We start from the raw sequence: 22,171 nt of genomic DNA, 5'->3' as shown, positions 1-22,171 counted from the left end.
TTAGTTAATTAAATTATAAGGAATACCTGCTTTTTTTAAACTAAAAAACGTGCAATATGTATGGCTCCTAAACAATTGTTATAGTATTAAAACATTGAAATTTATTTTTATAGTATTATAATGTTTCGATGTTATAATACTATAAGGATAAATATAGATGAAAAATGTTTTTTATTTATTAATAATATTAGTTTCTTTTATTTCTTGTAACAATAATAATAATCAAAACACAACCGACAAACTTCAAGTATATGCAAGTATATATCCTATTTACGATTTCGCTAAAAAAATTGGCAGAGATAAGATAGATATTTATAATATAACTTCAGCAGGTTCAGAGCCTCATGATTTTGAACTTACATCAAAAGATATGGCTGATTTAAGCAAGGCTAATTTATTCATATATAATGGTGCTTCAATGGAGCATTGGGCAGATACTGTTAAAGAAGCAATAAAAGATTTAAAATATTTAGAAGCTTCTTCTAATATAAATAACGAAGAATTAGACCCTCATTTTTGGCTTTCTCCTAAAAAGGCAAAAGTTCAAATGGAAAACATTAAGAACATGCTTGTGGAATTAGACAGTAAAAATGCTGATTATTATAATTCAAATTACAATTTATATGCTAATAAATTAGATGAGCTTGATAAGAGTTTTAGAGATAATTTACAAAATATAAAAAACACTAATTTGGTTGTAACTCACCCTGCATTCGGACATTTTTGCAGAGAATATAATCTCAATCAAGTAGCAATAGCAAGAGATGAGGCAGATGCTAAGGCTATGGCTCAAACAATCAATTTTATAAAAAATAATAATATTAAAACTATATTCTATGAAGACTTTTCAAGTTCTAAGCTTGTAGATTCTATTGCCAAAGAAACAGGAGTGAAAGTAAGCTCATTAAACCCTATAGAATCTTTAAGTGAAGAATATATTGAATCTGGAGAGGATTATTTTTCTATAATGCAAAAAAATCTCGAAGCTATAATAAATGGTCTTAATAATTAATTAAATGATTAAATAATTAAATAATTAATTAAGGTTATATAAATGAAAAATATAATAAGTTTTAAGAATGTGCATTTCGGATACACTCAAGAGGATATATTAAAATGCATAAGTTTTGAAATAAACAAAGGAGATTTTGTTTCTATTATAGGTTCTAATGGGGCGGGCAAAAGCACTATATTAAAGCTTATTTTAGGTGAAATTAATCAGTATAGAGGCGAGATTAAATTATACGGAGAAGACATTAAGAGATTTAAAAATTGGCGATACATTGGATATTTGGAGCAGAATGCATACTACAAAATATTAAATTTCCCTGCAACTGTTTATGAGATAGTAATGTCTAATATGTTTGCAGATATTGGTTTATTTAAGTTTCCAAATAAAAAGCATAAAGAAAAAGTATTTGAAGCATTAAAACTTTTAGGTATGTATGATTACAAAGATAGACTTATATCAAAACTTTCAGGCGGACAGATACAAAGAGTTTTTTTGGCAAGAACTTTAGTACAAAACCCTAATGTATTAATATTAGATGAGCCCACTAATGGTGTTGATATTGAAACTATTAATTTTTTATATGATTTGCTTCAAACTCTAAATAAAGATAAAAAAATAACTATTGTAATGGTTACACATGATATTGAGAGAATGTCAAAAATCTCAAACAGAGTATTCTGTTTTGAAAACGGCACATTAGTAGAACTTGATAAAAATCAAATAAACATGGAATTATCACATAAGCACAAGCATCCAGATGGAAGCAGTTGTTCTTGTTAATATATATAAAGGGTTGTTTACAAAAATGGAAATATTTCAATATGAGTTTATGCGTAGGGCTTTTTTGGTGGGAGTACTTTTAGCTATTATAATACCTTCTATTGGGGTTGTAGTTGTATTAAAAAGGCTTTCTATGATAGGAGATGCTATATCACATACTTCTCTTGCTGGGGTGACTTTTGGGCTTGTGTTTAATATTAATCCAATACTTGCTTCTATGATATTTTGTGTTTTATCTGCTTTATCTATAGAGTTTATAAGAAAAAAAATTGCAAGATATGGCGAGATGTCTATAGCAATAATTATGTCTTTTGCCGTTGGTCTTGCGGGGTTGTTATCTGGTTTTGTTTCTAACAATGCTAATTTTAATAGTTTTTTGTTTGGAAGCATCGTAGCTATTAGTGATTTTGAATTAAAATTGGTTGTAATTATAAGTATTATTTCTATGTTAATATTTATATTTTTATACAAAGAGATTTTTTATATAACATTCAATGAAAGACTTGCAAAACTTTCTGGTGTGCCTGTAAACAGAATAAACTTTATTTTTACAATACTTACAGCAATAGTAGTTTCTATATCTGCGAGGGCGGTTGGTGCTTTGATTGTTTCATCTATGATGGTGGTTCCTGTTGCTTGTTCTATGCAGGTGGCTAATAGCTATAAAAAAACTATTATTTATGCTGTATTATTTAATTTAGTCTTTACAGTTTTAGGAATATTTCTTTCATATTATGAGGGATTAAAACCGGGCTCTACTATAGTTTTAATAAGTGTAGTTAGTTTTGTATTAATTGCAGTAATAAAATTTTTCTTAAACAAAAAGTAAAAATTATTTGTATATGTTTTTAAATACTTAAACTAATGTAAATGCATAAAGTATAATTTTTATTATTTATAGAATTAGCTTCAAAAATATTTTTTATACTCTGCAAACCGGACGTATATATTTAAAATATTCATTAGGATTATAATAAAAATACATTATTTTATTTGGAGAAGTATCTATAATATAATCTTCATTATTAAAATTTTTCATTGCTTCTTCAATTTTTTTCTCTACAGTATTATTTTCTTGAGCATAATTAAAAGCACCATGTTCAAATACCACATAATCAGATTCATATACATCAAGCAAATGCATATTTTTAGGCACATCTTCGCAATAATTAAAAGGAAGCCTTACTCCCCAACATTCAACTCTCCTAATTCCCCAATCACAAAGTCTCCCTTTTTCATCATTAATATAAGCCATAATTTGCCCGCTTGAACAATTAATTTCACTTCCTCCATTATCATCTAATTTACCCTTAATGCTGTCAAGTATACCGCATACTGTTTTATAATCTTGTCCTTTTATAAGGTTTTGTTTTTGCCAAAAGTCCCAATAACCGTTGCTTTCATAATTTTTAATATGAAGAAATTTATGTGATGGAATTTTTATAAAATATACTTTTACTTCTTCATTAGATTTATACATTCCTATTTCACCTAATCCGAATAAGTATCTGTCAAATGCTGTTATCTTTGTACGAAGCATTAAAGGTTTGGGATTTCTTCTATATTCTATTGGAGTAATATTATATAATTCTTTAAAAGACCTCGTAAATGATTCATGCGAAGAAAATCCATAATCAAATGCAATATCCAAAAGTTTTCTTTTAGTGTCTCTTACATCTTTTAAAGCAAAAGATAATTTTCTTAGTCTTGTATATTCTTTAAATGTTATTCCAGATATCTTTTTAAACTTCTTTGTAATATAAAATTCTGAATAGCCCAATCTATTAGAAATATTATTTAATGTTAATTCTTCATTTTTATGTTTTTTAATGCATTCATCAATTTCATCTATAATTATTTGTATTAATTTATTCCATTCATACATTGTCTTATACCTCTTTATTTAATTATACAACAATTAAAGATTATATCTTGACATTAGTTGTCTTTTTATAAGAAATATAATTTTGATAAATTATTAATAGACTTGTTTCAAAAGTACTTGACAAAATTAGTTGTATAATTTTCAACATAATTTTAGTTATAAAATTGTGTTTTACATGTTGTATCATTAATTATTTTAGTATATAAAAATGCAGTTCTTCGCGAAGCGTATCCGTAGGATATAAGGTTCTTTTATACCAATACCGAGTAGGTGCCTTGCCTACGGCACGCAGAGCGTCGGCAAAAGAAGCGGGGGCTAGTCTACTCAAAACTTAAAAATTTTGTTATATAAGTTTTTTATTTTATTCAACTTTTTCCCGTGGCAAAAAGTTGCAAAAAACACAAGTAGTTAAATTTTATATCTAAGAAATTATATAAAATAATACTAATTATATCTTACATACTAAATATTAAACTAAAAACATATAAATATTTATTAATTTAGTTTTGAAACAAGTCTAATATAAATTAAGCAGTTAAAGGTATTGTGTTTACAGATTAAAAATAAAATAGCCGTAATAAAAAATTAATCATGAATAAAATTGTGCCGTATACTATATTTTAGTTATAAAGATAAATAATGTTTATGGGTTCAAATCAAAGTAAAAAATATGAAGATAGCGGCATGTATTTAGTTTTTAAATTTATTTACATTCCCCGCCCTTTATGTTTTATAATTTTAATTTGGAATGTATACTTTTTATTTTCTTATTGTTTAAATATGAATGTTAACACCCACCCAAGATTTTTTTAAATTTATAGCATACACACCGCACGCAGAGTAAAATTTAAAATATAATAATATTAAAATTATAATTTAAACAATAAATAAAAACATGACTTAGCGTGCGGTTAAAGAAATTTATTATTATTTATTATTATCATCAGTTTTAAGCACACTTATAAATGCATCCTGCGGAATCTCTACGCTTCCAATAGCCTTCATTCTCTTTTTACCTTCTTTCTGTTTCTCTAATAATTTTCTCTTTCTTGTGATGTCTCCGCCGTAACATTTAGCTGTAACATTTTTTCTTAGTGCACTTATATTTTCACGAGCAATGATTCTTCCTGCAATTGCCGCTTGTAGAGGAATCTGAAACATATGCTTTGGTATGAGATGCTTTAACTTTTCTATAATCTGTCTTCCTCTGCTTTCTGCATTGCTTCTATGAGCCATAAATGATAATGCATCAACAACCTCTCCATGAACAAGTATGTCTATTTTTTCTATTTGGCTTTCTCTAAAATCAGAAAAATCATAATCGAAAGAAGCATAACCTCTTGATATTGATTTTAATTTATCATAAAAGTCATACACTACTTCTATTAAAGGCAAGTCGAATTTTATTTCTGCTCTTTTATCATCTAAATATGTGAGAGAAGTTTGAGTACCTCTTCTGTCTATACAAAGAGATATTATATTTCCTAAATAATCAGTAGGCACTATTATAAGAGCATTAATAAAAGGCTCATAACATTTTTCTATATACTGTGCAGAAGGAAAATCTGCAGGGTTATCAATGAGTTTTTCTTCTCCGTTTGTGAGTTTTAATTTCACTTCTACAGAAGGGCTAGTTATTACAAGGTTAAGATTAAATTCTCTTTCAAGTCTCTCTTGTACAATCTCTAAGTGCAAGAGTCCTAAGAAACCGCATCTGTATCCGAAGCCTAAAGCTATAGAACGCTCTGGCTCATATACCAAAGAAGCATCATTAAGTTTTAATTTTTCTAATGCTTTTTGTAGGTTAGTATAATCTTCATCTTCTGCAGGGAAAATGCCTGCAAATACCATAGGAAGAACTTCTTTATAACCAATCAAAGGTTCATCGGAAGGGTTTTCTTCGAGGGTGATAGTATCTCCTATTTTTATGTCTGATATATTTTTAATGCCTGCGATAATGTAACCTACTTCACCGCTTTTAAGCTCATTAGCAGATTTAAGCCCGAGTAAAAGTGTACCGCATTCTTCAACTTCATACTCTGCTTTAGTTTCCATTAAAAGTAATTTATCATTTTTCTTTATAGAGCCGTCAAATATTCTCACTATCATAACAGCCCCACGGAAAGGGTCATAATAAGAATCAAATATTAGAGCTCTTGTTTTTTTATTAGTGTTATCTTTAGGAGCTGGTATCATCTTAACAACTGCTTCAAGTATCTCGTCTATTCCTATATCATTTTTTGCACTCGCTAAAACTATATCATCTTTATTAACACCAAACTCTTTTTCCATTTGCTCTTTGCATAGTTCAATATTAGCAGCAGGCAAATCTATTTTATTGATAACAGGCACAATCTCTAAATTATTTTCAAAAGCAAGATAAAAATTAGAAATAGTTTGAGCCTCAACCCCCTGAGCCGCATCCACTACAAGTATAGCACCCTCACAAGCTGCAAGTGAACGAGAAACCTCATAGTTAAAGTCAACGTGTCCTGGTGTGTCTATCAAATTGAGAGTATATACTTCTCCGTCTTTTGCTTCATAAGAAAGTTTTACAGCCTGACTCTTTATTGTTATTCCTCTCTCTCTTTCTATATCCATAGAGTCCAAAATTTGTGCTTTCATCTCCCTGCTTGATACAGCTTTAGTATGTTCTATAATTCTATCTGCTAATGTGCTTTTTCCATGGTCAACATGTGCTATAATACAAAAATTCCTAATTTTCTGTGCGTATGACATTTATTAAAATATATCCTTTTAAAAATTAATAATTAAAGATTGATAAAATATTATAATATAGCAAGGTGCTTTTTGCAAATAAATTTTAATTAATCAATTTGAAATATATCGTCCATTATCTCTTTTTGTCTAGTTTTAGCATTATTTATTTTTAATCGAGCTTGATTTATGTTGTCCTCATAATTTTCTAGTATAAATACAATTTTATTTTGTTCTTCTATATGAGGTATAGGAATTTTTATATTTTTTATGTTTGGTACAGTTAATTGAGGAATGACACTTCCGCTACTTTCAAATTTTATAGTTTTTAATACAAATTTCAGATATTTTATATTAATATTTTTATTTGGTATTAAGCATATTAATCTAACTATAGGGTAAAATGGTTCTTCTCTTAATTCTATATGCCCTATTGTTCCTCTTGCTGAAATTGTAATACAAGGTTCCGATACTTTTTTTATATTAGTATATCCATATATTTTTCTTTCTGTATCATTAGAGTAAATAGGTATATTATATTCATTAGTTTTCACTTTTGAAAAATATTTTTTGGGTACATCTCCGCCAGCAAATAGTCCTTCTTCTTTTGCTATATCACTTATTGATAATGAATTATAATTGGAATAGTCAAAATTATCAATTTTATCATTTGATTCTTTAATAATTTTTTCTTGTTCTAAAATAATATTTTCCTGTTCTTCCATAAGAGTAACTATTTCTTTCTGTTTTTGAATATTTAGATTTGGAATTTTTATTTTAGCTAAATCTTTTTCATATACATGCGGCTGATTTGAACCTGTTTTTAAATCATAAATTAAATTCTGTAATTTTTTTAATGAATAATATATATATTTAGTAATATATTTTTCTTCATCAAGCGAACGTATTACATTACAATCTGAAGCCCAAATTTTATAATTATGATACCATACATATCCTGCACTTCCGGAAGCACTTACAGTTATGCAATTTTCATCTTGATTATATTCCGAATGAGAATATGGAGAAGTTTTTCCTCCAGCTATAACAGGTATATTTCCATTTTTTACTTTATCTTTTGTTATAGATTTCCCTTTTATTATAGATGATATTGTGCCTAATGAAACTAATTCATATTTAGTTAATATTTTTTTTTTTATGTTTAAATTTATTCTATTAACAAAATCATCGGCTTCAAAATTAAAACAATCCTCTAAATCTAAAACATATATATTTTTTTCTAATTCTTTAACTACATTAGGATAATTACAATAAAAAGCTTGAAGCATGTAATAATTAGCTTTATTTATGTTATTATTATTTATATCGTTTTCATCTAATAAACTGCCTAAATATGTACCTTCTTTATCCCTTTCTTCTGTTATTCCTTCGCTTCCTCTTCTATTACTAAAACTATATCCCAAAAATTTTTTTTCATTATCTTTTTCGCCTGTATCAACTATCAAAATTTTTTTATTTTTACACATATTTGTATAACTTTCTTTGCTCTCTAAATGAATAGCTTTTTCTCTTTTTTGTAAAAACAATACAACAGTATTTGTACCTGTAGCTTGAAATGCATTAGAACCTAATTTTACAATACCTTTTAAATAAAAATTTTCAAATATAATAGTTCTTGCCTTTTCATAAAGTCCATCATTTTGAAGTATAGAAATTGGAAGTATGATAGCAGCATATCCATTGGGTTTTAATAATTGTTTCATACGCTCTATAAAGATAACTTCTATTTCTTTACTGCTGTCAGTTATATCTTTATATAGATCAAAAGCATTATCAGAACTTCTATCCATTATAGCTTTAAATCCGCTTACAGAATATGGAGGATTTGAAATAACTATATCAAATCTTTCATTTTCTTTATTTTTAGTATCTAATAATGTTCCTCTGTAATCATCATGATTAAAAGGATAAATACCTGAAGTTTGAAGTATTTGAGCTTCTCCGTCTCCGTTAAAAAAACATGATAATTTTGTTGTCTTTACAAGTCTATAATCATTTTCTATACCATATATATTTTTTTCAGCCCAAATGAATTGATCAGGATCATCGTTGTATCTTTTTAAAACAGTTTTAACAGTTTTTAATATATCTAAATTTTCTTTTCCTATTTCTAAAAGTGATTTTTGAATTATATCCATAACTTCTGTTAAAAAGTGTCCGCTTCCGCATGCAAAATCTATAACCTTTGGAATAAAATCTTTGTCTCCAGAAAGGATTTTTTCTTTTATCATTTCTTTTATAGGAATAGATTGAACAATAAATCTAGTTAATATACGAGGGGTAAAAAACTGTCCTACTTCTTGTTTAAAACCTGTATTTAAAAGATTTTCAAAAAAGTCCCCTAAAAACTGATGTTTTTCTGTATATCTGAATTGATATCCTTGTAACAATTCAACAACTTCTTTAACTATGTTTGTATTTCTTTTAAAATCTCTTTCATCAAATATATCAACAAATGAAAACTCCTGATTTTTATAAATCATAGCTTGCATTAAAGATTCTCTTAATTCTTTCTCATTTTTTTGTTTGATATCATCAAGTTTTATATAAAAAATAATTTTATTTAAATAATCTCTCATTCCACTTTGAAATAATTGATTAAGTCTATCAACAAATATTTCATAATTGTCACTTGCTTCTCTCCATTGAAAACCTAATTCTTCATTTTCTTTTGTATTGTCTTCATCAAACACTTTGCACACAAACAAATTAAATATTTTATTAAAAGCATTAGGTTTATCCGAAACCACATTATGTCTTAATATTTCCAAAAATTGATTATATATATTTTTTCCATCTTCTGGCGTTATTATTTTTAAATCTTTTTTTAAAAGTGCTTTTGCCTGTATTCCATAAGGTAAAATATCCTCTTCAAATATACCATTAAATGAAAATTGTTTATTCCATCTATTATATATTTCTTCTACATTAGCAAGTGTTTTTAATTCTTCATCAATTTTTACTATTTCATTTTTATACTCTATTTTATCATCATTTAATATAGAAGTATATAAACATAAATATTCAGCATTCCTGTCTTGATTATAATAACTAAATAATTGTCCGCCTTTTTTATTTATCATATTTTTATATTCTTTATTGAATTCACTGCCCCAAGTTTTACATTCTATCATTAAATATGAAACATTATCTTTTGAAACAAGTATATCTAGTTTTCCTTTCTCTTTTCTTCCCATTTCCCACTTTTTTTCAAGTGTTATACTATCTGGGCTATATCCTTTTTCTAAAAGTCTATCAACACATTCTAAAACAACAAAATTTTCGCTGTTTTCAAAATTAGAAGTTGTTTCATCTCCTAATTTAATATTTTTGTTAAAATTATTATCTATGTAAAAAATTTTTTCTTTTTCAAAATCTACATTAATAGAATAATTATTTTTATATTTTTTATTATATATTCCAAAATGAATTTCTTTATATCCTAAAATTAATAATAGCTTTTTTATGTATTCCAAGCTTGCTTTCAATTTGTATATCCTAACTTTTATAATACTGTACTTATATTATAATATAGCAAGGTGCTTTTTGCAAATTATTTTTTAATTTAAGAAAATAGTATTTAATTTATGATGTTTAAGATAGTTATTGTAAAAAATTAGCATCATTATAGTTCTTTTATTTTATAAATAATAGTTATCTAAAAAAGTTTATTTTTTATAAGAAATATCATATAATTCAAAAATGAGAAAAAATATAATGAAACTTCCAAAATCTGTAGCAAATCGTATAGCTGCCGGAGAGATAATAGAGAGACCTTCTTCAATGCTTAAAGAGCTTCTTGAAAATGCTGTTGATAGCGGTGCTGATAATATAGAAGTGAGAGTAGAAGATGCCGGAATAAAAACTATGATAGTAGAAGATAATGGAAGCGGTATAGCTTTTGAGGAGCTTCCTTTGGCTATTACACATCATGCTACTAGTAAAATTTATTCTATAGAAGATTTGGATAATATATATACTTTAGGTTTTAGAGGTGAGGCATTAGCTTCTATAGCGGATGTTACCAATTTAGAAATAGTGTCAAAAAGTATTGATGAAAAAATAGGCGGAAAGATTGTTGTTGAGGCTGGAAAAATATTAGAACACAAACCTTATGCTTCTGTTAATGGCACTAAGATTACTGCTAAGAACCTTTTTTTTAATATACCTGCAAGATATAAGTTTTTAAAGCATATATCAAGAGAGTTTTATTTAGTTAAAGAAGTATTTGATATGGAGGCTTTAGTTCAGCCTAATATCACTATGAAGCTATATAATAATGGCAAGCTTGTAAATAGTTATTTAAAAGTTGATAATTTAAAAGATAGAATTGAGAATTATTTGAATGACAGTAACGTTTTTTCAAATTTAATAGAATTAAGTATAGAGAAAAATGATATAAACATATACGGGCTTTTTTCTAATTCTAAAATAAGTCAGTCTATGAGAAAGAATAATTTTATATTTTTAAATAATAGACCAATAGAAAATAGGGTTATTGCTTATGCTATAAAAAATGCCTATTCTAATGCTATACCAAAAGAGAGATATCCATTTTTCTTTTTATATATTAATGTAGATACAAACAAAGTTGATGTTAATGTGCATCCAAGTAAAAAGGAAGTGAGAATAAAGAATGAAAGAGATATTTCTGGCATAATTTATAACGCTATATACAATAATATTAATAGTGTGAATAATTTTTCTTCTGTTAATATTGAAGTTGATGTGGATAAGGATATCACTCCAACATTTCCAATACAAAATAATGTAACTACGAATAATTCTACTAATAATTTTAATAATATAGAAAGTAATTATTCTCAGTTTAATAATGAATTAGTTTCTAATGTTAATAGTGAGTTGTATAATAAAAATGATATAAATAATAATAATAATAATAATAATAATTTAGAACTGCAAAAAAATAATATAGAGTTTGGTGAGTATGTAAAAGCAGTAGGGCAGGTTTTTTCTTCATACATCATAGCCGAGAGAGGAAATGAAATGTATATTATAGACCAGCATGCTGCATACGAAAGGCTTAATTATGAGAGAATATATAAAACTTTAATTAGCGGTAAATTAGAATATGAGAAACTTCTTATACCTTCTGAAATAGAATATAGAGATTATGAAATAGATATATTAAACTCTTCAAAAGAACAAATAGAATCTATAGGTATAAAGTTTGAAGCTAATTCTAAAAATAGTATTATAATAGATGAAGTTCCAATATATATTCCAAAAAATCAAAAGATAGAGAAAATTATTAAAGATATTTTGGATATATATATTTCTAAAGAGAGTAATAATAGTTTAGAGAAATTAATAAAACATACATGCAGTACAATATCTTGTAAATACTCACCAAAAGCGGGAGATAAACTTTCTATTAATGATATGCAAACATTACTAGATTTGCTTGAAGAAGAAAATATATTAACTAATTGCCCGCATGGAAGACCATTTGTTTTAAGACTTTCAAAAGATTATCTCGATAAAAAATTCTTTAGATGATTTAGTTATTAAAGTGAATTGATAAATATTTATATAGTTTTAATTTTATTGTTTGTATATTTTTTTGTTTATTCAACTTTTTCCCGCCGCAAAAAGTTGCAAAAAGTGCAAGTATTCAAATTTTACATCTAAAAAAATATATATAATGATACTATATGTTTTTGGTTATATTTCATAAAAATGCAGCCTTTTTGCTTCTTTTGGCCATACCTAAAGGTACTTCCTACGGTCGCCCTGAAGGACTCCCTTCGGTCGCAGTGCGGACTTCGTCAAAGTTTTTACCCTACGGGTACACTTCGCGAAAAGTGCAAATATTTCAGTTTTATATAAAGAATATGTAAAATAATAGCATGTATTTTTGAGGAACAAAAAAATTAATAGTATATATAAATTAACAAAGCTTGTTTGTTTCACTATATCTTAATTGATTTTTAAATAGTTTATTGCTTTTCTATAGATTCAAAATAACAAGCCATAAAGTCGCCTTCTCCATTTTCAAAATCAGCTACCATAGAAGAAACTTTTTTATTAAGTTCTTTTATCATTTTGTATGCTAATTCGTTGGCTTTAGCTTCTGTTATGTTAGGGTTGGTTTTTAATATTTGAGATATTACTTTATTGATATTCACTCTTTTGTAAACGCCGTCGCTATCCATAAACTACCTTTATCAATAAATAAAGTCTACAAAGTATATAATAATCATATAATACTTTATAGACTTAAATATTTTTATATTTATTGATTAAATATTATTTTTTTAAGCCATAACGTTTTTTGAATTTATCAACTCTACCAGCAGTATCCAATATTTTTTGTTTACCAGTAAAGAAAGGGTGGCAATTATGGCAGATATCTACGTGTAAAGTTTTTTGAACTGAATGTATTTTAAAATTAGCACCGCAAGCACAATTTACATCAGTTTCATAGTATTCTGGATGTATATTTTTTTTCATCGATTTATCTCCAAAAAATTAAATTATTCTAAGCTATCTAAATTATTATATTATAAGTTAAAGTTTATTGCAATAGTATAAAATAAATTATTTACTATTTTCTAAAGCAATTGATAGCTCTATATATCCTGCATTTACAAGGTTGTATAAATTTTTAAAACCTTTTTTAAGCATATATTGCGATACTGCAGAAGAGCGTCCGCCACTTGCACAATACAATAAGTACTCTTTGTTTTTATCTAAATTTTCTATAGTCTCTATAATTTGGCGGTCATTGGGGTCTAAAAGCATGCTCCCTTCTATAAATCCTGTAGCTTTTGCCTCATATGGTCCTCTAATATCTAATAGTTTCAAATCTTTATTTGTTTTTATTAGTTCAACAGCAGTTTCTACATTTATATTATTAATATTCTCCATTTTTTGTATATCCCTTGAATTATTATCTTATTATTATAACACATACTAAATTTTTTTCATTTTTTTAAAATTAACTTTATTGGTATATTAAAGTCAATAAAATATAATAGCAATATATTATATTTTATGTTATTATAAAAAGAGCATAAGATTTAAGGTTAAGTAAATGAAGAATATTGCTATACTTGGAAGACCTAATGTAGGTAAGTCCACACTTTTTAATAGATTTGCAGGAAGAAGAAAATCAATAGTTGATCCTACTGCCGGAGTTACAAGAGATATCAGCATAGCTAAGACATATATTGACGATATAGCCTTTAATGTATTTGATACAGGCGGGCTTTTAGATATGAGTGAAGATGTTTTAAATGAAAAAGTGAGAGAAAAAGCATTAAAGACTGCTACAGATGAAGCTGATTTGCTTTTATTTGTTGTAGATGCTCATCAAACTCACCCAGATGACAGGCATTTTATTAATACTATAAGAAAATTAAATAAACCTATTATACTTGTTGTAAATAAAATAGATTCTCACTCTCATAACAATTTAATTAATGAATTTTACTCTCTTGGAATAAAGGATATTATTGCTATAAGTGCCGAGCATAATAACGGCATTGATGATTTGAGAGAAAAAATTCTTGAAGTTTTTGAGAGGGTAGGTATTGATTTAGAAGCCGAGAGAGAGATTGCTAAAAGAGAAGAAAACAATAAAAAAGAAGACAATATTTTAGATGATGATGAATTGTTTGAAGAAGATGATGAAGACTTTGATGAAGATAAAGATAACAAAAAACAACAAAGACTCGATGAATATATACAAAAAAAGAAAATCATAAATATAGCCATAGTAGGAAAACCTAATGCTGGAAAATCTACTTTATTAAATACATTAATTGGTAAAGACAGAAGCATTGTTTCAAATATTGCAGGCACAACGAGAGACTCTATAGATGAAACATTCAACTTTAAGGGTGATGATATTTGTCTTGTAGATACTGCAGGAATAAGAAAAAAGAAGAATGTTAATACGGATGTTGAATATTATAGTGTAAACAGGGCTATAAAAGCAATAGAGGCTTCTGATGTATGCATACTTATGCTTGATGTTTTTGAAGGCTTAACCGACCAAGATAAAACTATAGCAAACCTCATAATAGAGAGAAGAAAGGGTATAATAATAGCGGCTAATAAATGGGATATAAGAGAGAAGGGTACTACTTGGAATGATTATGAGGCTTATATGAAGTCTGCTTTTCCTGTGCTTAATTATGCTTTTTATGCGAGGGTTTGTGCCACTAGGAAAAATGATGCTGAAAAACTATTATCTTTGGCTGTTAGGGTTGCAAAAACAAGGCTTCAGAGATTTGAAACGCATGCACTTACAGAAACTATGGTGAGAGCTACAAGGGAATACTCTATATCTGCAGGGGGCAATCCGTTTAAGATTTTCTATGTTACGCAAACAGGAGTTAATCCGCCTGCTTTTGCTGTATTTTGTAATCATCCTCATAAATTAAACTCTCATTATAAAAGATATTTAGAAAATAAATTTAGAGAGATGTTCGATTTTAGAGGAACACCTATTATACTTAACTTTAGAAAAAGGGGAAAGAAATATGATAATTAAAATTTTAATAAGTGTGGTTATATCATATCTAATTGGTGCTATACCATTTTCATTTATAATAGGAAAGATTAATGGTCATGATGTGAGAAAAGAGGGCAGCTGCAATCCGGGTGCAAGTAATGTGCTTAGAGTATGCGGTAAAAAGGCTGGTATTGCTGCTTATATTTGCGACATAGGCAAGGGTATGATTGCTGTTATAGTGCCTGCTTTTATTCTTTCTGATATCATTTTTAATAATAGTTATATTTTAATTTTTTGTGCTGTAGCTTCTATACTTGGGCATGTGTTTTCTATATTTTTAGGCTTTAAGGGCGGTAAAGGGGTGGCAACAAGTGCAGGTTCTATGTTTATGCTTGCTCCTGTGAGTTTAATTATTACTATGGTATTTTTCTTTATAGGTTTATTTGCTTCAAGAAAAACCGTTGCAGTTGGTTCTACTGTCGCTGCTTTGGCTTTTCCTATTGTGCTTAGCTTTTTATATTTTAAGGCTAATTTCTTATATATGATATTTTTTAATGTTAATTATATAGCTTTATTTCCAATAACTGTACTTCTTGCTGTATTTATTATAATAAAGCATATACCAAATTATAAAAGAATGTTTAAGGGTGAAGAAAATAGTTTTTCAAAGAAATGATGAATATTTAATAAAATATCTATTTAGTAAAATTGAAAAAAGTTATTTATAAAAAATATTAAAAAGGCTTGAATATAGATTTTATACTCAAGCCTTTATTAAAATGTTCAAAATTATTTATTATAGACTAATTTCTAATATTTCTAATACCTTATCTCCTGCAGGTACTTTTATAGTAACAACATCTCCAACTTTTTTTGTAAGAAGTCCTCTTGCAATAGGTGTAACTATAGTAATCTCATTTTTAGACATGTCTGCCTCTAACTCTCCTACAATTCTATACTCAGAAACCGTATCAGAGTTTTTATCTTTAACTTTTACTCTTTTTCCAAAAGTTACAATGTCTTTATTCATCTTTGAAGGATTAACTATTTCACATACTGCCAAATCGCTTTCTAATTTAGATATTTGTGCTTGGAGAAGTCCTTGTTTCTCTCTTGCAGCATGATACTCTGCGTTTTCTTTCAAGTCTCCTTTTTCTCTTGCTTCAGCTATTATAGCAGGTAAAGTATCAAATTCTGCTTTTAATTCTGATAGCTTTTCTTTTACTTTATCGTATCCTTCTTTAGTTATAGGTTTTCCCATATTAATATATCCTCTCACAGATTTATTATGTATAAAGGTCTATTATATAATAATTTTATAATATTTACAACCATTCAATTAATAATTTGTATAGTTTATGTAAATATTATGAATTAGTAGCACCTTTGATTAATTTATAAAACCAAGTGTCTTCCGAATTATTTAAAGGAAGAGTATATCTTGTTCCGTCATTATCTGTAAAAATAATATTTTTTTTGGTATAATTTATAGTCATATTGTAATTATCTAAATTTATATTTTTAGCAGAATTAGTATTGTTTATATCTTCTATATATTGTGCTTCTGTAATGTTTGTTATGTTTTGATTTCCTTTTTTGTTTATTATAGTGCCGCTTATATAGGTAATATTATTAAAGCTGTTTGTATTATCTCTTTTTACTAGTATAAAATTTAGAGTTTCATTAGTAATATCATTTCCGTTTGCATCTTCATTAAACATAAGTATGCTTACTTTATCGCTTACATACAAATTACACCCTACAAGAAAAAATATAGTAAATAATAAAATAAACTTTTTCATAAACCATAACCTAAAAATAATAATATTAAATATATTTTATAATTTTTATAAATATAATCAAGTTAATAAAATAATTAATTATTATTTAATAAAGATGATAATAATAAGAAGTAAGTAAATAAAACTTGACAAAAATGACACATAATAGTAAAATAGCATTTAATTATTATAAATTTGAGTATTATATATAACTTTTAAGGAGAAAGAAATGGCTGTACCTAAGCATAGAAAATCGAAATCAAAAAAGAGATCAAGACAAGCTGCTAACGATAAAAGATTTTTAGGTTCTTTATCAATCTGCCCTCAATGCGGAGCAGAAAGAATGCCGCACAGAATTTGCCCTGAATGCGGTTTTTATAAAGATAGAGTATTAAAAGCTAATAAAAATCAGAATGCTGGTTAATAAATAATAGGACTATCAATGAATTTATCCATAGATGTTGCTAGCGGAGAAAAACCTCTAGACGAATTAGTTAATGGTGCAATTGAAGCTTTGTCTTTAAACAAAGATATCAATTTAATATTGGTTGGCGATGAGAAACATATTGCCAAATCATTATCTTCGTTAAAATATGATAAGAATCGTGTAGATGTAGAGCATAGTGATTCTATCATAGAGATGACAGAAACTCCTGCAGTTGCAGTTAAGCATAAAAAAAATGCTTCAGTATTAGTTGCAGCACGATTAGTATCAGATAAAAAAGCAGAGGGTTTCTTTTCGCCCGGTAATACAGGTGCCACTTTAGCGGCAGCCCTCACAGAAGTGGGACGTTTAAAAGGTGTTATGCGTCCACCTTTAGTATCTACGCTTCCTAAAATAGGCGGTGAGTTCTGTATGATGGATATGGGGGCTAATGTTGATTGTACTCCAGATTATATGGCGCAATTTGCTGTTATGGGCAGGGTGTTCGCTAAAAGATACATGAACATAAGCAATCCGAGAGTAGCTCTTTTAAATATAGGCGAAGAAGATAGTAAGGGTAATGCTGCTGTAAAAAAATATTTTGAAAGATTAGAAAAAATGAAAAAAGTAAATTTTGTAGGCAATGTTGAACCCAATAATATGCTAAAATCTGATATTGCTGATGTAGTGCTTGCTGATGGCTTTGACGGCAACATAGTGTTAAAGAGTATTGAAGGAAGTGCGAGTTTAATAGTAAATTTATTTAAAAGTGAAATAAAAAAGAACCCTCTTAATATGATGGGGGCTGTTATGATGAAATCAGTATTCAAAAATTTAAAAACGCAAATGAGTGCTGACTCTTATGGTTCTGCTATATTGCTCGGATTAAACGGAGGAGCTTTTGTTGGACATGGCACTACCGGAGGAGCAGGCGTGAAAAATGCAGTGCTTAATATGTATAAATTCTTGGATGCAAAAATCAATGAGAAAATATCTAAAGAACTTTTAGATTCTGGTGTGAAAAGAAGAATTTTTTAAAAGGATTTTTATATATGGTATATATTAAATCTTGTAAATCTACTTATAAGAATAAACAAACATCTATGCCGGCATCTGAATTAGCGATGGAATCTATTAAAGATACTATAAAAAATATAGACCCATTATCTATAGATGCTATTATTTGTGCAACTGTTACTAAAGATTATGTTTATCCATCTACTGCTTGTATATTAGCAGGTAAAATTGATGCTAAAAATGCTTTTTGCTTTGACATAGAAAGTGATTTTACTGGTTTTATATCAGCATTAAGGCTTGCTTATGCTTTTATAAAAAGTAATAGATATAAAAATATATTAATAGTAGCAACTGAATCTTTTTATATTTGTGATGATACTAATAGATTTGATGATGCTTCTGTTGCTGCTATAGTTTCTAATGAAAAATCTAATATTGAAATAAATTTTATAGATTCTGTTACAGACGGAAATGCTTTAGAAAATTGTTATATTCCTATGGGCGGAACCGCTAAACCATACACTAAAGAAGGTGTTAATAATAAAGAACATTTTATATCTATAAAAGATAATACTATATTTGAAGAAGAAGCAAAAAAAGCTGCTCTCTATGTAAAAGAAATTTTATCTAAGAATAATATAGAACCTAATTACTATATACCTTCATATTCTAACAAAAATGCTTTTGATGCTTTTGTTAATACTTTGAATGTTTCTAAAGACATTGTTTATTCAAAAATGGAGAATGCAAACTCTTCATTGAGTGCTTCATCAGGAGTAGCTCTTTCTATGGCTTTGGAGGACGGAAGTATAAAGAAAAATACAAAATTGGCTTTATGCAGCTATGGAAGCGGTTACACGAGAGCTGTCGCTGTATTAAATATTGATTAAACATCAATTTATTATAAATAAAATGTTAAAAATTAAGGACATATATTATGAAGTTAGGTAAATTTCGTTTTGGGGGTGTGCATCCTCATGATAGCAAAGATACTGCTCAAATAGCTTCTTCTACTATGACCCAAGCTCCAAAATCAGTTCTAATATCTATGGCACAGCATATAGGTGCACCTGCTAAAATGTTAAAAAATAAAGGGGATAAAGTTCAAAGAGGAGAAATGATTGGTGAGGCTAGCGGATATGTATCTGGAAATGTGTTTTCTTCTGTTAGCGGAACTATTGCTAATATAGAAATTGCTCCGCCGCCTTTGGGAAGGGGAGCTAATGCTTTTCTTATTAATTTAGATGCAGAAGCTAATAATGTTGATTTTACTCTAAATAATAATTATATGACTTTATCTGCAGAAGAAATGTCTAAAAAGATTCAAAATGCCGGCATAGTTGGTATGGGAGGAGCTACTTTTCCTACTAATGTTAAAGTTGATGGGGCGGCAAAGGGTAATTGCGATACTTTAATTATTAATGGTGTTGAGTGCGAGCCTTATATTACAAGCGATTATAGGCTTATGATGGAATATACTGAAGATTTATTCAAAGGTATAGAAATTTTAAGAAAAATCATTCCTTCTGTAAAAAGAACAGTTATTGGTATAGAGGCTAATAAACCTTTGGCTATTGAAGAGATGGGCAAAGTTGCTAAAAATTATAATGTAGAAGTGATGCCTTTAAGACTTCGTTATCCTCAGGGTGCTGAAAAGATGCTTATTGATGCTACTACAGGAAGAGTTGTACCTGTGGGTAAGCTTCCTATGGATGTTAATGTTTTGGTTGTTAATGTGGCTACTTTATACGCTATATATGAAGCTGTTGCTAAAGATAAGCCATTAATAGAGAGAATTGTTACCGTATCTGGCGATGCTATAAAAGAACATAAAAATATTTGGGTTCCGCTTGGTACTCCTATTTCACATATAGTTAATGAATGCGGCGGGCTTATTTCTGAAGATGTACTTGTTATAGCAGGCGGTCCTATGATGGGGGCGAGTGTTCCTAATTTGGAGCAATGTGTTAATAAAGGTACTAACTCTTTACTTTTCTTAGATAAAAATAAATTGCCTAAAGAAGTTGAGTATCCTTGTATTAAGTGCGGAAGATGTGCTGATGCTTGTCCGCTTCATCTTTCTCCTACTGAAATTGCTCATACTGCTAAGGCTAAGATTAAAGATAGATTAAATGCTTTAGATATAGCTACTTGTTTTGAATGCGGATGTTGTTCTTACATATGTCCTTCCAAAATACCTTTGGTGCAATGGATTAGATATGGTAAAGATTTGTTAAGGAGATAAGATAATGAAGTTATACACTGAATCTTCTCCTCATATAAAAGATGGAGATACTACACAAAAAATTATGCTAAGAGTAATTATTGCTCTTTTACCTGCTATTATATATAGCGTAGTATTGTTTGGAAATAGGGTAATTTTATTATATCTTGCTTCTATTATCACTTGTGTTTTATGTAATATCATTGTTAGAAAGGTAAGAAAGCAGCCTGTACTTCCTGATTATGCATCTATAGTTACTGCTTTGCTTTTAGTAATGACTTTGCCTCCTAGTGCTACTATTACAATGGTTGTTATTGGAGGAGTTGTTGCTATTGTTTTTGCTAAGGAAGTTTTTGGCGGTTTAGGTTCTAACATATTTAACCCTGCTTTGGTGGGAAGGGCTTTTTTACAGGTTGCTTTCCCTGCTCAAATGAGTGCTTATACTCCTCCTATTAGAGTACCTTTCCTTAATTTATTTGCTGACGGACTTCATAATTTAGTTAATACTGTTACTGGCGGTACTCAAACTATTGATATGATGACAGCTTTATCACAGGCTACTCCTTTAACTTTTATGAAATTTACTTATAATGATAATATCAGCACTTCTTTAATAGAACAAATTCAATTTGAAGCTCACTATTATATTCAAATGCTTTTAGGAAGCACTGGCGGAGCTATAGGTGAGACTTCTGTTATACTTCTTACAATAGGCGGAATATTCTTAATTGTAACAAAAACTATAGATTGGAGAATACCTTTAGGAATGTTTATCTCTCTATTTACAGTAAGTTTAGTGCTTTGTCTTGCTATGCCAGGACAATTTGCTTCTCCTATATATCAAGTATTTGCTGGCGGATTTGTTTTAGGTGCTTTCTTTATGGCTACTGATATGGTTACTTGCCCTTCCAGTCATTTAGGAGCTTGGATATATGCTCTTTTAATAGGTGCTGTACTTGCAATACTTAGAGCTTTTGGTTCTTCACCGGAATATACTATGTATTCTATATTAATAGGAAATATGTTTATGCCTTTAATATCTATGTATACTCGTCCTAAACCTTTTGGTAAAAAAGAGGCTATAAATCTAGAACAACAAGGAGCAAAACAATGAAAAAAGAAGTTACTTATAAAGCTGTAATATCTGTTACAGTAACTGCTCTAGTTGCTGGATTTTTATTATCATTTGTTTATTCTTCTTTTGAGAAAGATATTTTAGCTAACAATGAAAAAACTGTATTAAATGGGGTTAAGTCTGTTATACCTAATGCTGATAATATAGAAGGTCCTATTAGTGAAAATGCTACATATCCATATTATATTGGTAAAAAGGCTGATGGTTCTGTGGCTGGTTATGCTATACTTTCTTCTGCAGGCGGATATAATGGACAAAACAAAGTATTAGTTGGTTTTAGCGATGATGCTACTACAATTACTGGAATAGTTGTTACTGAACAAGCTGAGACACCTGGACTTGGTGCTAAAATTGTAGAGCCTAGCTTTATAAATCAATTTACTAATAAAAGTTCTGTTGTGCCTCTCACTGTTGTAAAAGGCATAAAACCAGAAGAGGCACTTGATGCTCAAATAGCAGCTATTAGCGGAGCTACTATATCAAGCACTTCTGTTGTTACTGCTGTTAATAGTGCTAATGAACAGGCTGTTAATCTATTCTTGCAATAAAATATAATTTTAATAAATTATTAATAAGAGCTTCATTTTTATGAGGCTCTTATTAATAATACTAAAAATTATTGGGGCTGTCCTAGATAACTTAAATTTGTTAAAATTTAAGTATGAAACGCAGTAAATTAAGTAAAGATAAAC

20 protein-coding genes are annotated in these 22,171 nt (G+C 28.3%); 12 read left to right on the top strand and 8 right to left on the bottom strand.

Translation table 11 applies throughout. The features are described 5' to 3' along the window. Nucleotides 1-157: 157 nt before the first annotated feature. Genes Q0H31_RS09515 through Q0H31_RS09505 form a run of 3 tightly spaced genes read left to right on the top strand, consistent with a single transcriptional unit; the run spans nt 158 to nt 2,621 of the window. Complete coding sequence (locus Q0H31_RS09515; protein WP_295297626.1) at nt 158-1,012, top strand: zinc ABC transporter substrate-binding protein; 855 nt, start codon at nt 158-160, stop codon at nt 1,010-1,012. A 42-nt stretch (nt 1,013-1,054) separates the two neighbouring features. Then, nucleotides 1,055-1,792: a metal ABC transporter ATP-binding protein gene (locus Q0H31_RS09510; protein ID WP_295297624.1), complete on the top strand. Its 738-nt coding sequence runs from the start codon at nt 1,055-1,057 to the stop codon at nt 1,790-1,792. A gap of 25 nt (nt 1,793-1,817) precedes the next feature. Beyond that, on the top strand, nt 1,818-2,621 hold the full coding sequence (locus tag Q0H31_RS09505; protein ID WP_295297622.1) for a metal ABC transporter permease: 804 nt from the start codon (nt 1,818-1,820) through the stop codon (nt 2,619-2,621). Nucleotides 2,622-2,714: 93 nt separating this feature from the next. Here Q0H31_RS09505 and Q0H31_RS09500 read toward each other — a convergent pair whose 3' ends face one another. The 3 genes from Q0H31_RS09500 to Q0H31_RS09490 form a co-directional block, all read right to left on the bottom strand. Continuing rightward, complete coding sequence (locus Q0H31_RS09500) at nt 2,715-3,677, bottom strand: helix-turn-helix transcriptional regulator (RefSeq protein ID WP_295297620.1); 963 nt, start codon at nt 3,675-3,677, stop codon at nt 2,715-2,717. 927 nt (nt 3,678-4,604) lie between these two features. After that, nucleotides 4,605-6,416, bottom strand: coding sequence for a translation elongation factor 4 (gene lepA, locus Q0H31_RS09495; protein ID WP_295297618.1), 1,812 nt, complete (start codon nt 6,414-6,416; stop codon nt 4,605-4,607). 89 nt (nt 6,417-6,505) lie between these two features. Next, nucleotides 6,506-9,904: a restriction endonuclease subunit S gene (locus Q0H31_RS09490; RefSeq protein WP_295297616.1), complete on the bottom strand. Its 3,399-nt coding sequence runs from the start codon at nt 9,902-9,904 to the stop codon at nt 6,506-6,508. 214 nt (nt 9,905-10,118) lie between these two features. Here Q0H31_RS09490 and mutL point away from each other — a divergent pair, with 214 nt between their 5' ends. Then, nucleotides 10,119-11,936, top strand: coding sequence for a DNA mismatch repair endonuclease MutL (gene mutL / locus Q0H31_RS09485; protein WP_295297614.1), 1,818 nt, complete (start codon nt 10,119-10,121; stop codon nt 11,934-11,936). Between the two features lie 440 nt (nt 11,937-12,376). On the opposite strand, the gene Q0H31_RS09480 is transcribed toward mutL, so the two are convergent. The 3 genes from Q0H31_RS09480 to Q0H31_RS09470 form a co-directional block, all read right to left on the bottom strand. Next, on the bottom strand, nt 12,377-12,592 hold the full coding sequence (locus tag Q0H31_RS09480; protein WP_014932694.1) for a hypothetical protein: 216 nt from the start codon (nt 12,590-12,592) through the stop codon (nt 12,377-12,379). A gap of 94 nt (nt 12,593-12,686) precedes the next feature. Next, nucleotides 12,687-12,890: a 50S ribosomal protein L31 gene (rpmE, locus tag Q0H31_RS09475; RefSeq protein WP_013244860.1), complete on the bottom strand. Its 204-nt coding sequence runs from the start codon at nt 12,888-12,890 to the stop codon at nt 12,687-12,689. Between the two features lie 87 nt (nt 12,891-12,977). Then, nucleotides 12,978-13,307, bottom strand: coding sequence for a rhodanese-like domain-containing protein (locus Q0H31_RS09470; RefSeq protein WP_295297611.1), 330 nt, complete (start codon nt 13,305-13,307; stop codon nt 12,978-12,980). A 166-nt stretch (nt 13,308-13,473) separates the two neighbouring features. Between Q0H31_RS09470 and der the strand changes: the two genes are divergently transcribed. After that, nucleotides 13,474-14,937, top strand: coding sequence for a ribosome biogenesis GTPase Der (der, locus tag Q0H31_RS09465; RefSeq protein WP_295297609.1), 1,464 nt, complete (start codon nt 13,474-13,476; stop codon nt 14,935-14,937). Beyond that, nucleotides 14,927-15,574: a glycerol-3-phosphate 1-O-acyltransferase PlsY gene (gene plsY / locus Q0H31_RS09460; RefSeq protein ID WP_295297607.1), complete on the top strand. Its 648-nt coding sequence runs from the start codon at nt 14,927-14,929 to the stop codon at nt 15,572-15,574. The genes der and plsY overlap by 11 nt, the downstream gene beginning before the upstream one ends. A gap of 120 nt (nt 15,575-15,694) precedes the next feature. Here plsY and greA read toward each other — a convergent pair whose 3' ends face one another. Together greA and Q0H31_RS09450 are read right to left on the bottom strand one after the other, a co-directional pair. Continuing rightward, nucleotides 15,695-16,159: a transcription elongation factor GreA gene (gene greA, locus Q0H31_RS09455; protein ID WP_295297606.1), complete on the bottom strand. Its 465-nt coding sequence runs from the start codon at nt 16,157-16,159 to the stop codon at nt 15,695-15,697. Between the two features lie 106 nt (nt 16,160-16,265). Beyond that, on the bottom strand, nt 16,266-16,700 hold the full coding sequence (locus Q0H31_RS09450) for a hypothetical protein (protein ID WP_295297605.1): 435 nt from the start codon (nt 16,698-16,700) through the stop codon (nt 16,266-16,268). Between the two features lie 208 nt (nt 16,701-16,908). Between Q0H31_RS09450 and rpmF the strand changes: the two genes are divergently transcribed. From rpmF to Q0H31_RS09420, 6 genes are read left to right on the top strand one after another with little or no spacing between them, the layout of a single operon-like run. Beyond that, nucleotides 16,909-17,103, top strand: a complete 195-nt coding sequence (gene rpmF / locus Q0H31_RS09445; protein ID WP_295297603.1) for a 50S ribosomal protein L32 — start codon at nt 16,909-16,911, stop codon at nt 17,101-17,103. Nucleotides 17,104-17,121: 18 nt separating this feature from the next. After that, nucleotides 17,122-18,141 (top strand): phosphate acyltransferase PlsX, encoded by a 1,020-nt coding sequence (gene plsX / locus Q0H31_RS09440; protein ID WP_295297601.1) that lies wholly within the window; start codon nt 17,122-17,124, stop codon nt 18,139-18,141. Between the two features lie 14 nt (nt 18,142-18,155). Next, entirely contained in the window at nt 18,156-19,010 is an 855-nt protein-coding gene (locus Q0H31_RS09435; RefSeq protein WP_295297599.1) for a 3-oxoacyl-[acyl-carrier-protein] synthase III C-terminal domain-containing protein, read from the top strand. Nucleotides 19,011-19,057: 47 nt separating this feature from the next. Then, on the top strand, nt 19,058-20,365 hold the full coding sequence (gene rsxC, locus Q0H31_RS09430; RefSeq protein WP_295297597.1) for an electron transport complex subunit RsxC: 1,308 nt from the start codon (nt 19,058-19,060) through the stop codon (nt 20,363-20,365). Between the two features lie 4 nt (nt 20,366-20,369). Further along, nucleotides 20,370-21,458: an RnfABCDGE type electron transport complex subunit D gene (locus tag Q0H31_RS09425; RefSeq protein ID WP_295297595.1), complete on the top strand. Its 1,089-nt coding sequence runs from the start codon at nt 20,370-20,372 to the stop codon at nt 21,456-21,458. Beyond that, a complete protein-coding gene (locus tag Q0H31_RS09420; protein WP_295297593.1) occupies nt 21,455-22,027 on the top strand; it encodes an FMN-binding protein in 573 nt (190 codons plus the stop codon). Before Q0H31_RS09425 ends, Q0H31_RS09420 begins: the two co-directional genes overlap by 4 nt. Nucleotides 22,028-22,171: the final 144 nt, after the last annotated feature.

The organism is uncultured Brachyspira sp. (assembly GCF_934747485.1).
GTDB lineage: Bacteria > Spirochaetota > Brachyspiria > Brachyspirales > Brachyspiraceae > Brachyspira.
This window is presented reverse-complemented; position numbering and strand designations above follow the sequence as displayed.

Bases quoted from the DNA above. Each gene is read 5' to 3' on its own strand.
- Q0H31_RS09515 (WP_295297626.1), top strand. From the start codon at position 158: ATGAAAAATGTTTTTTATTTATTAATAATATTAGTTTCTTTTATTTCT.
- Q0H31_RS09510 (WP_295297624.1), top strand. From the start codon at position 1,055: ATGAAAAATATAATAAGTTTTAAGAATGTGCATTTCGGATACACTCAA.
- Q0H31_RS09505 (WP_295297622.1), top strand. From the start codon at position 1,818: ATGGAAATATTTCAATATGAGTTTATGCGTAGGGCTTTTTTGGTGGGA.
- Q0H31_RS09500 (WP_295297620.1), bottom strand. From the start codon at position 3,677: ATGTATGAATGGAATAAATTAATACAAATAATTATAGATGAAATTGAT.
- lepA (WP_295297618.1), bottom strand. From the start codon at position 6,416: ATGTCATACGCACAGAAAATTAGGAATTTTTGTATTATAGCACATGTT.
- mutL (WP_295297614.1), top strand. From the start codon at position 10,119: ATGAGAAAAAATATAATGAAACTTCCAAAATCTGTAGCAAATCGTATA.
- Q0H31_RS09480 (WP_014932694.1), bottom strand. From the start codon at position 12,592: ATGGATAGCGACGGCGTTTACAAAAGAGTGAATATCAATAAAGTAATA.
- rpmE (WP_013244860.1), bottom strand. From the start codon at position 12,890: ATGAAAAAAAATATACATCCAGAATACTATGAAACTGATGTAAATTGT.
- Q0H31_RS09470 (WP_295297611.1), bottom strand. From the start codon at position 13,307: ATGGAGAATATTAATAATATAAATGTAGAAACTGCTGTTGAACTAATA.
- der (WP_295297609.1), top strand. From the start codon at position 13,474: ATGAAGAATATTGCTATACTTGGAAGACCTAATGTAGGTAAGTCCACA.
- plsY (WP_295297607.1), top strand. From the start codon at position 14,927: ATGATAATTAAAATTTTAATAAGTGTGGTTATATCATATCTAATTGGT.
- greA (WP_295297606.1), bottom strand. From the start codon at position 16,159: ATGGGAAAACCTATAACTAAAGAAGGATACGATAAAGTAAAAGAAAAG.
- Q0H31_RS09450 (WP_295297605.1), bottom strand. From the start codon at position 16,700: ATGAAAAAGTTTATTTTATTATTTACTATATTTTTTCTTGTAGGGTGT.
- rpmF (WP_295297603.1), top strand. From the start codon at position 16,909: ATGGCTGTACCTAAGCATAGAAAATCGAAATCAAAAAAGAGATCAAGA.
- plsX (WP_295297601.1), top strand. From the start codon at position 17,122: ATGAATTTATCCATAGATGTTGCTAGCGGAGAAAAACCTCTAGACGAA.
- Q0H31_RS09435 (WP_295297599.1), top strand. From the start codon at position 18,156: ATGGTATATATTAAATCTTGTAAATCTACTTATAAGAATAAACAAACA.
- rsxC (WP_295297597.1), top strand. From the start codon at position 19,058: ATGAAGTTAGGTAAATTTCGTTTTGGGGGTGTGCATCCTCATGATAGC.
- Q0H31_RS09425 (WP_295297595.1), top strand. From the start codon at position 20,370: ATGAAGTTATACACTGAATCTTCTCCTCATATAAAAGATGGAGATACT.
- Q0H31_RS09420 (WP_295297593.1), top strand. From the start codon at position 21,455: ATGAAAAAAGAAGTTACTTATAAAGCTGTAATATCTGTTACAGTAACT.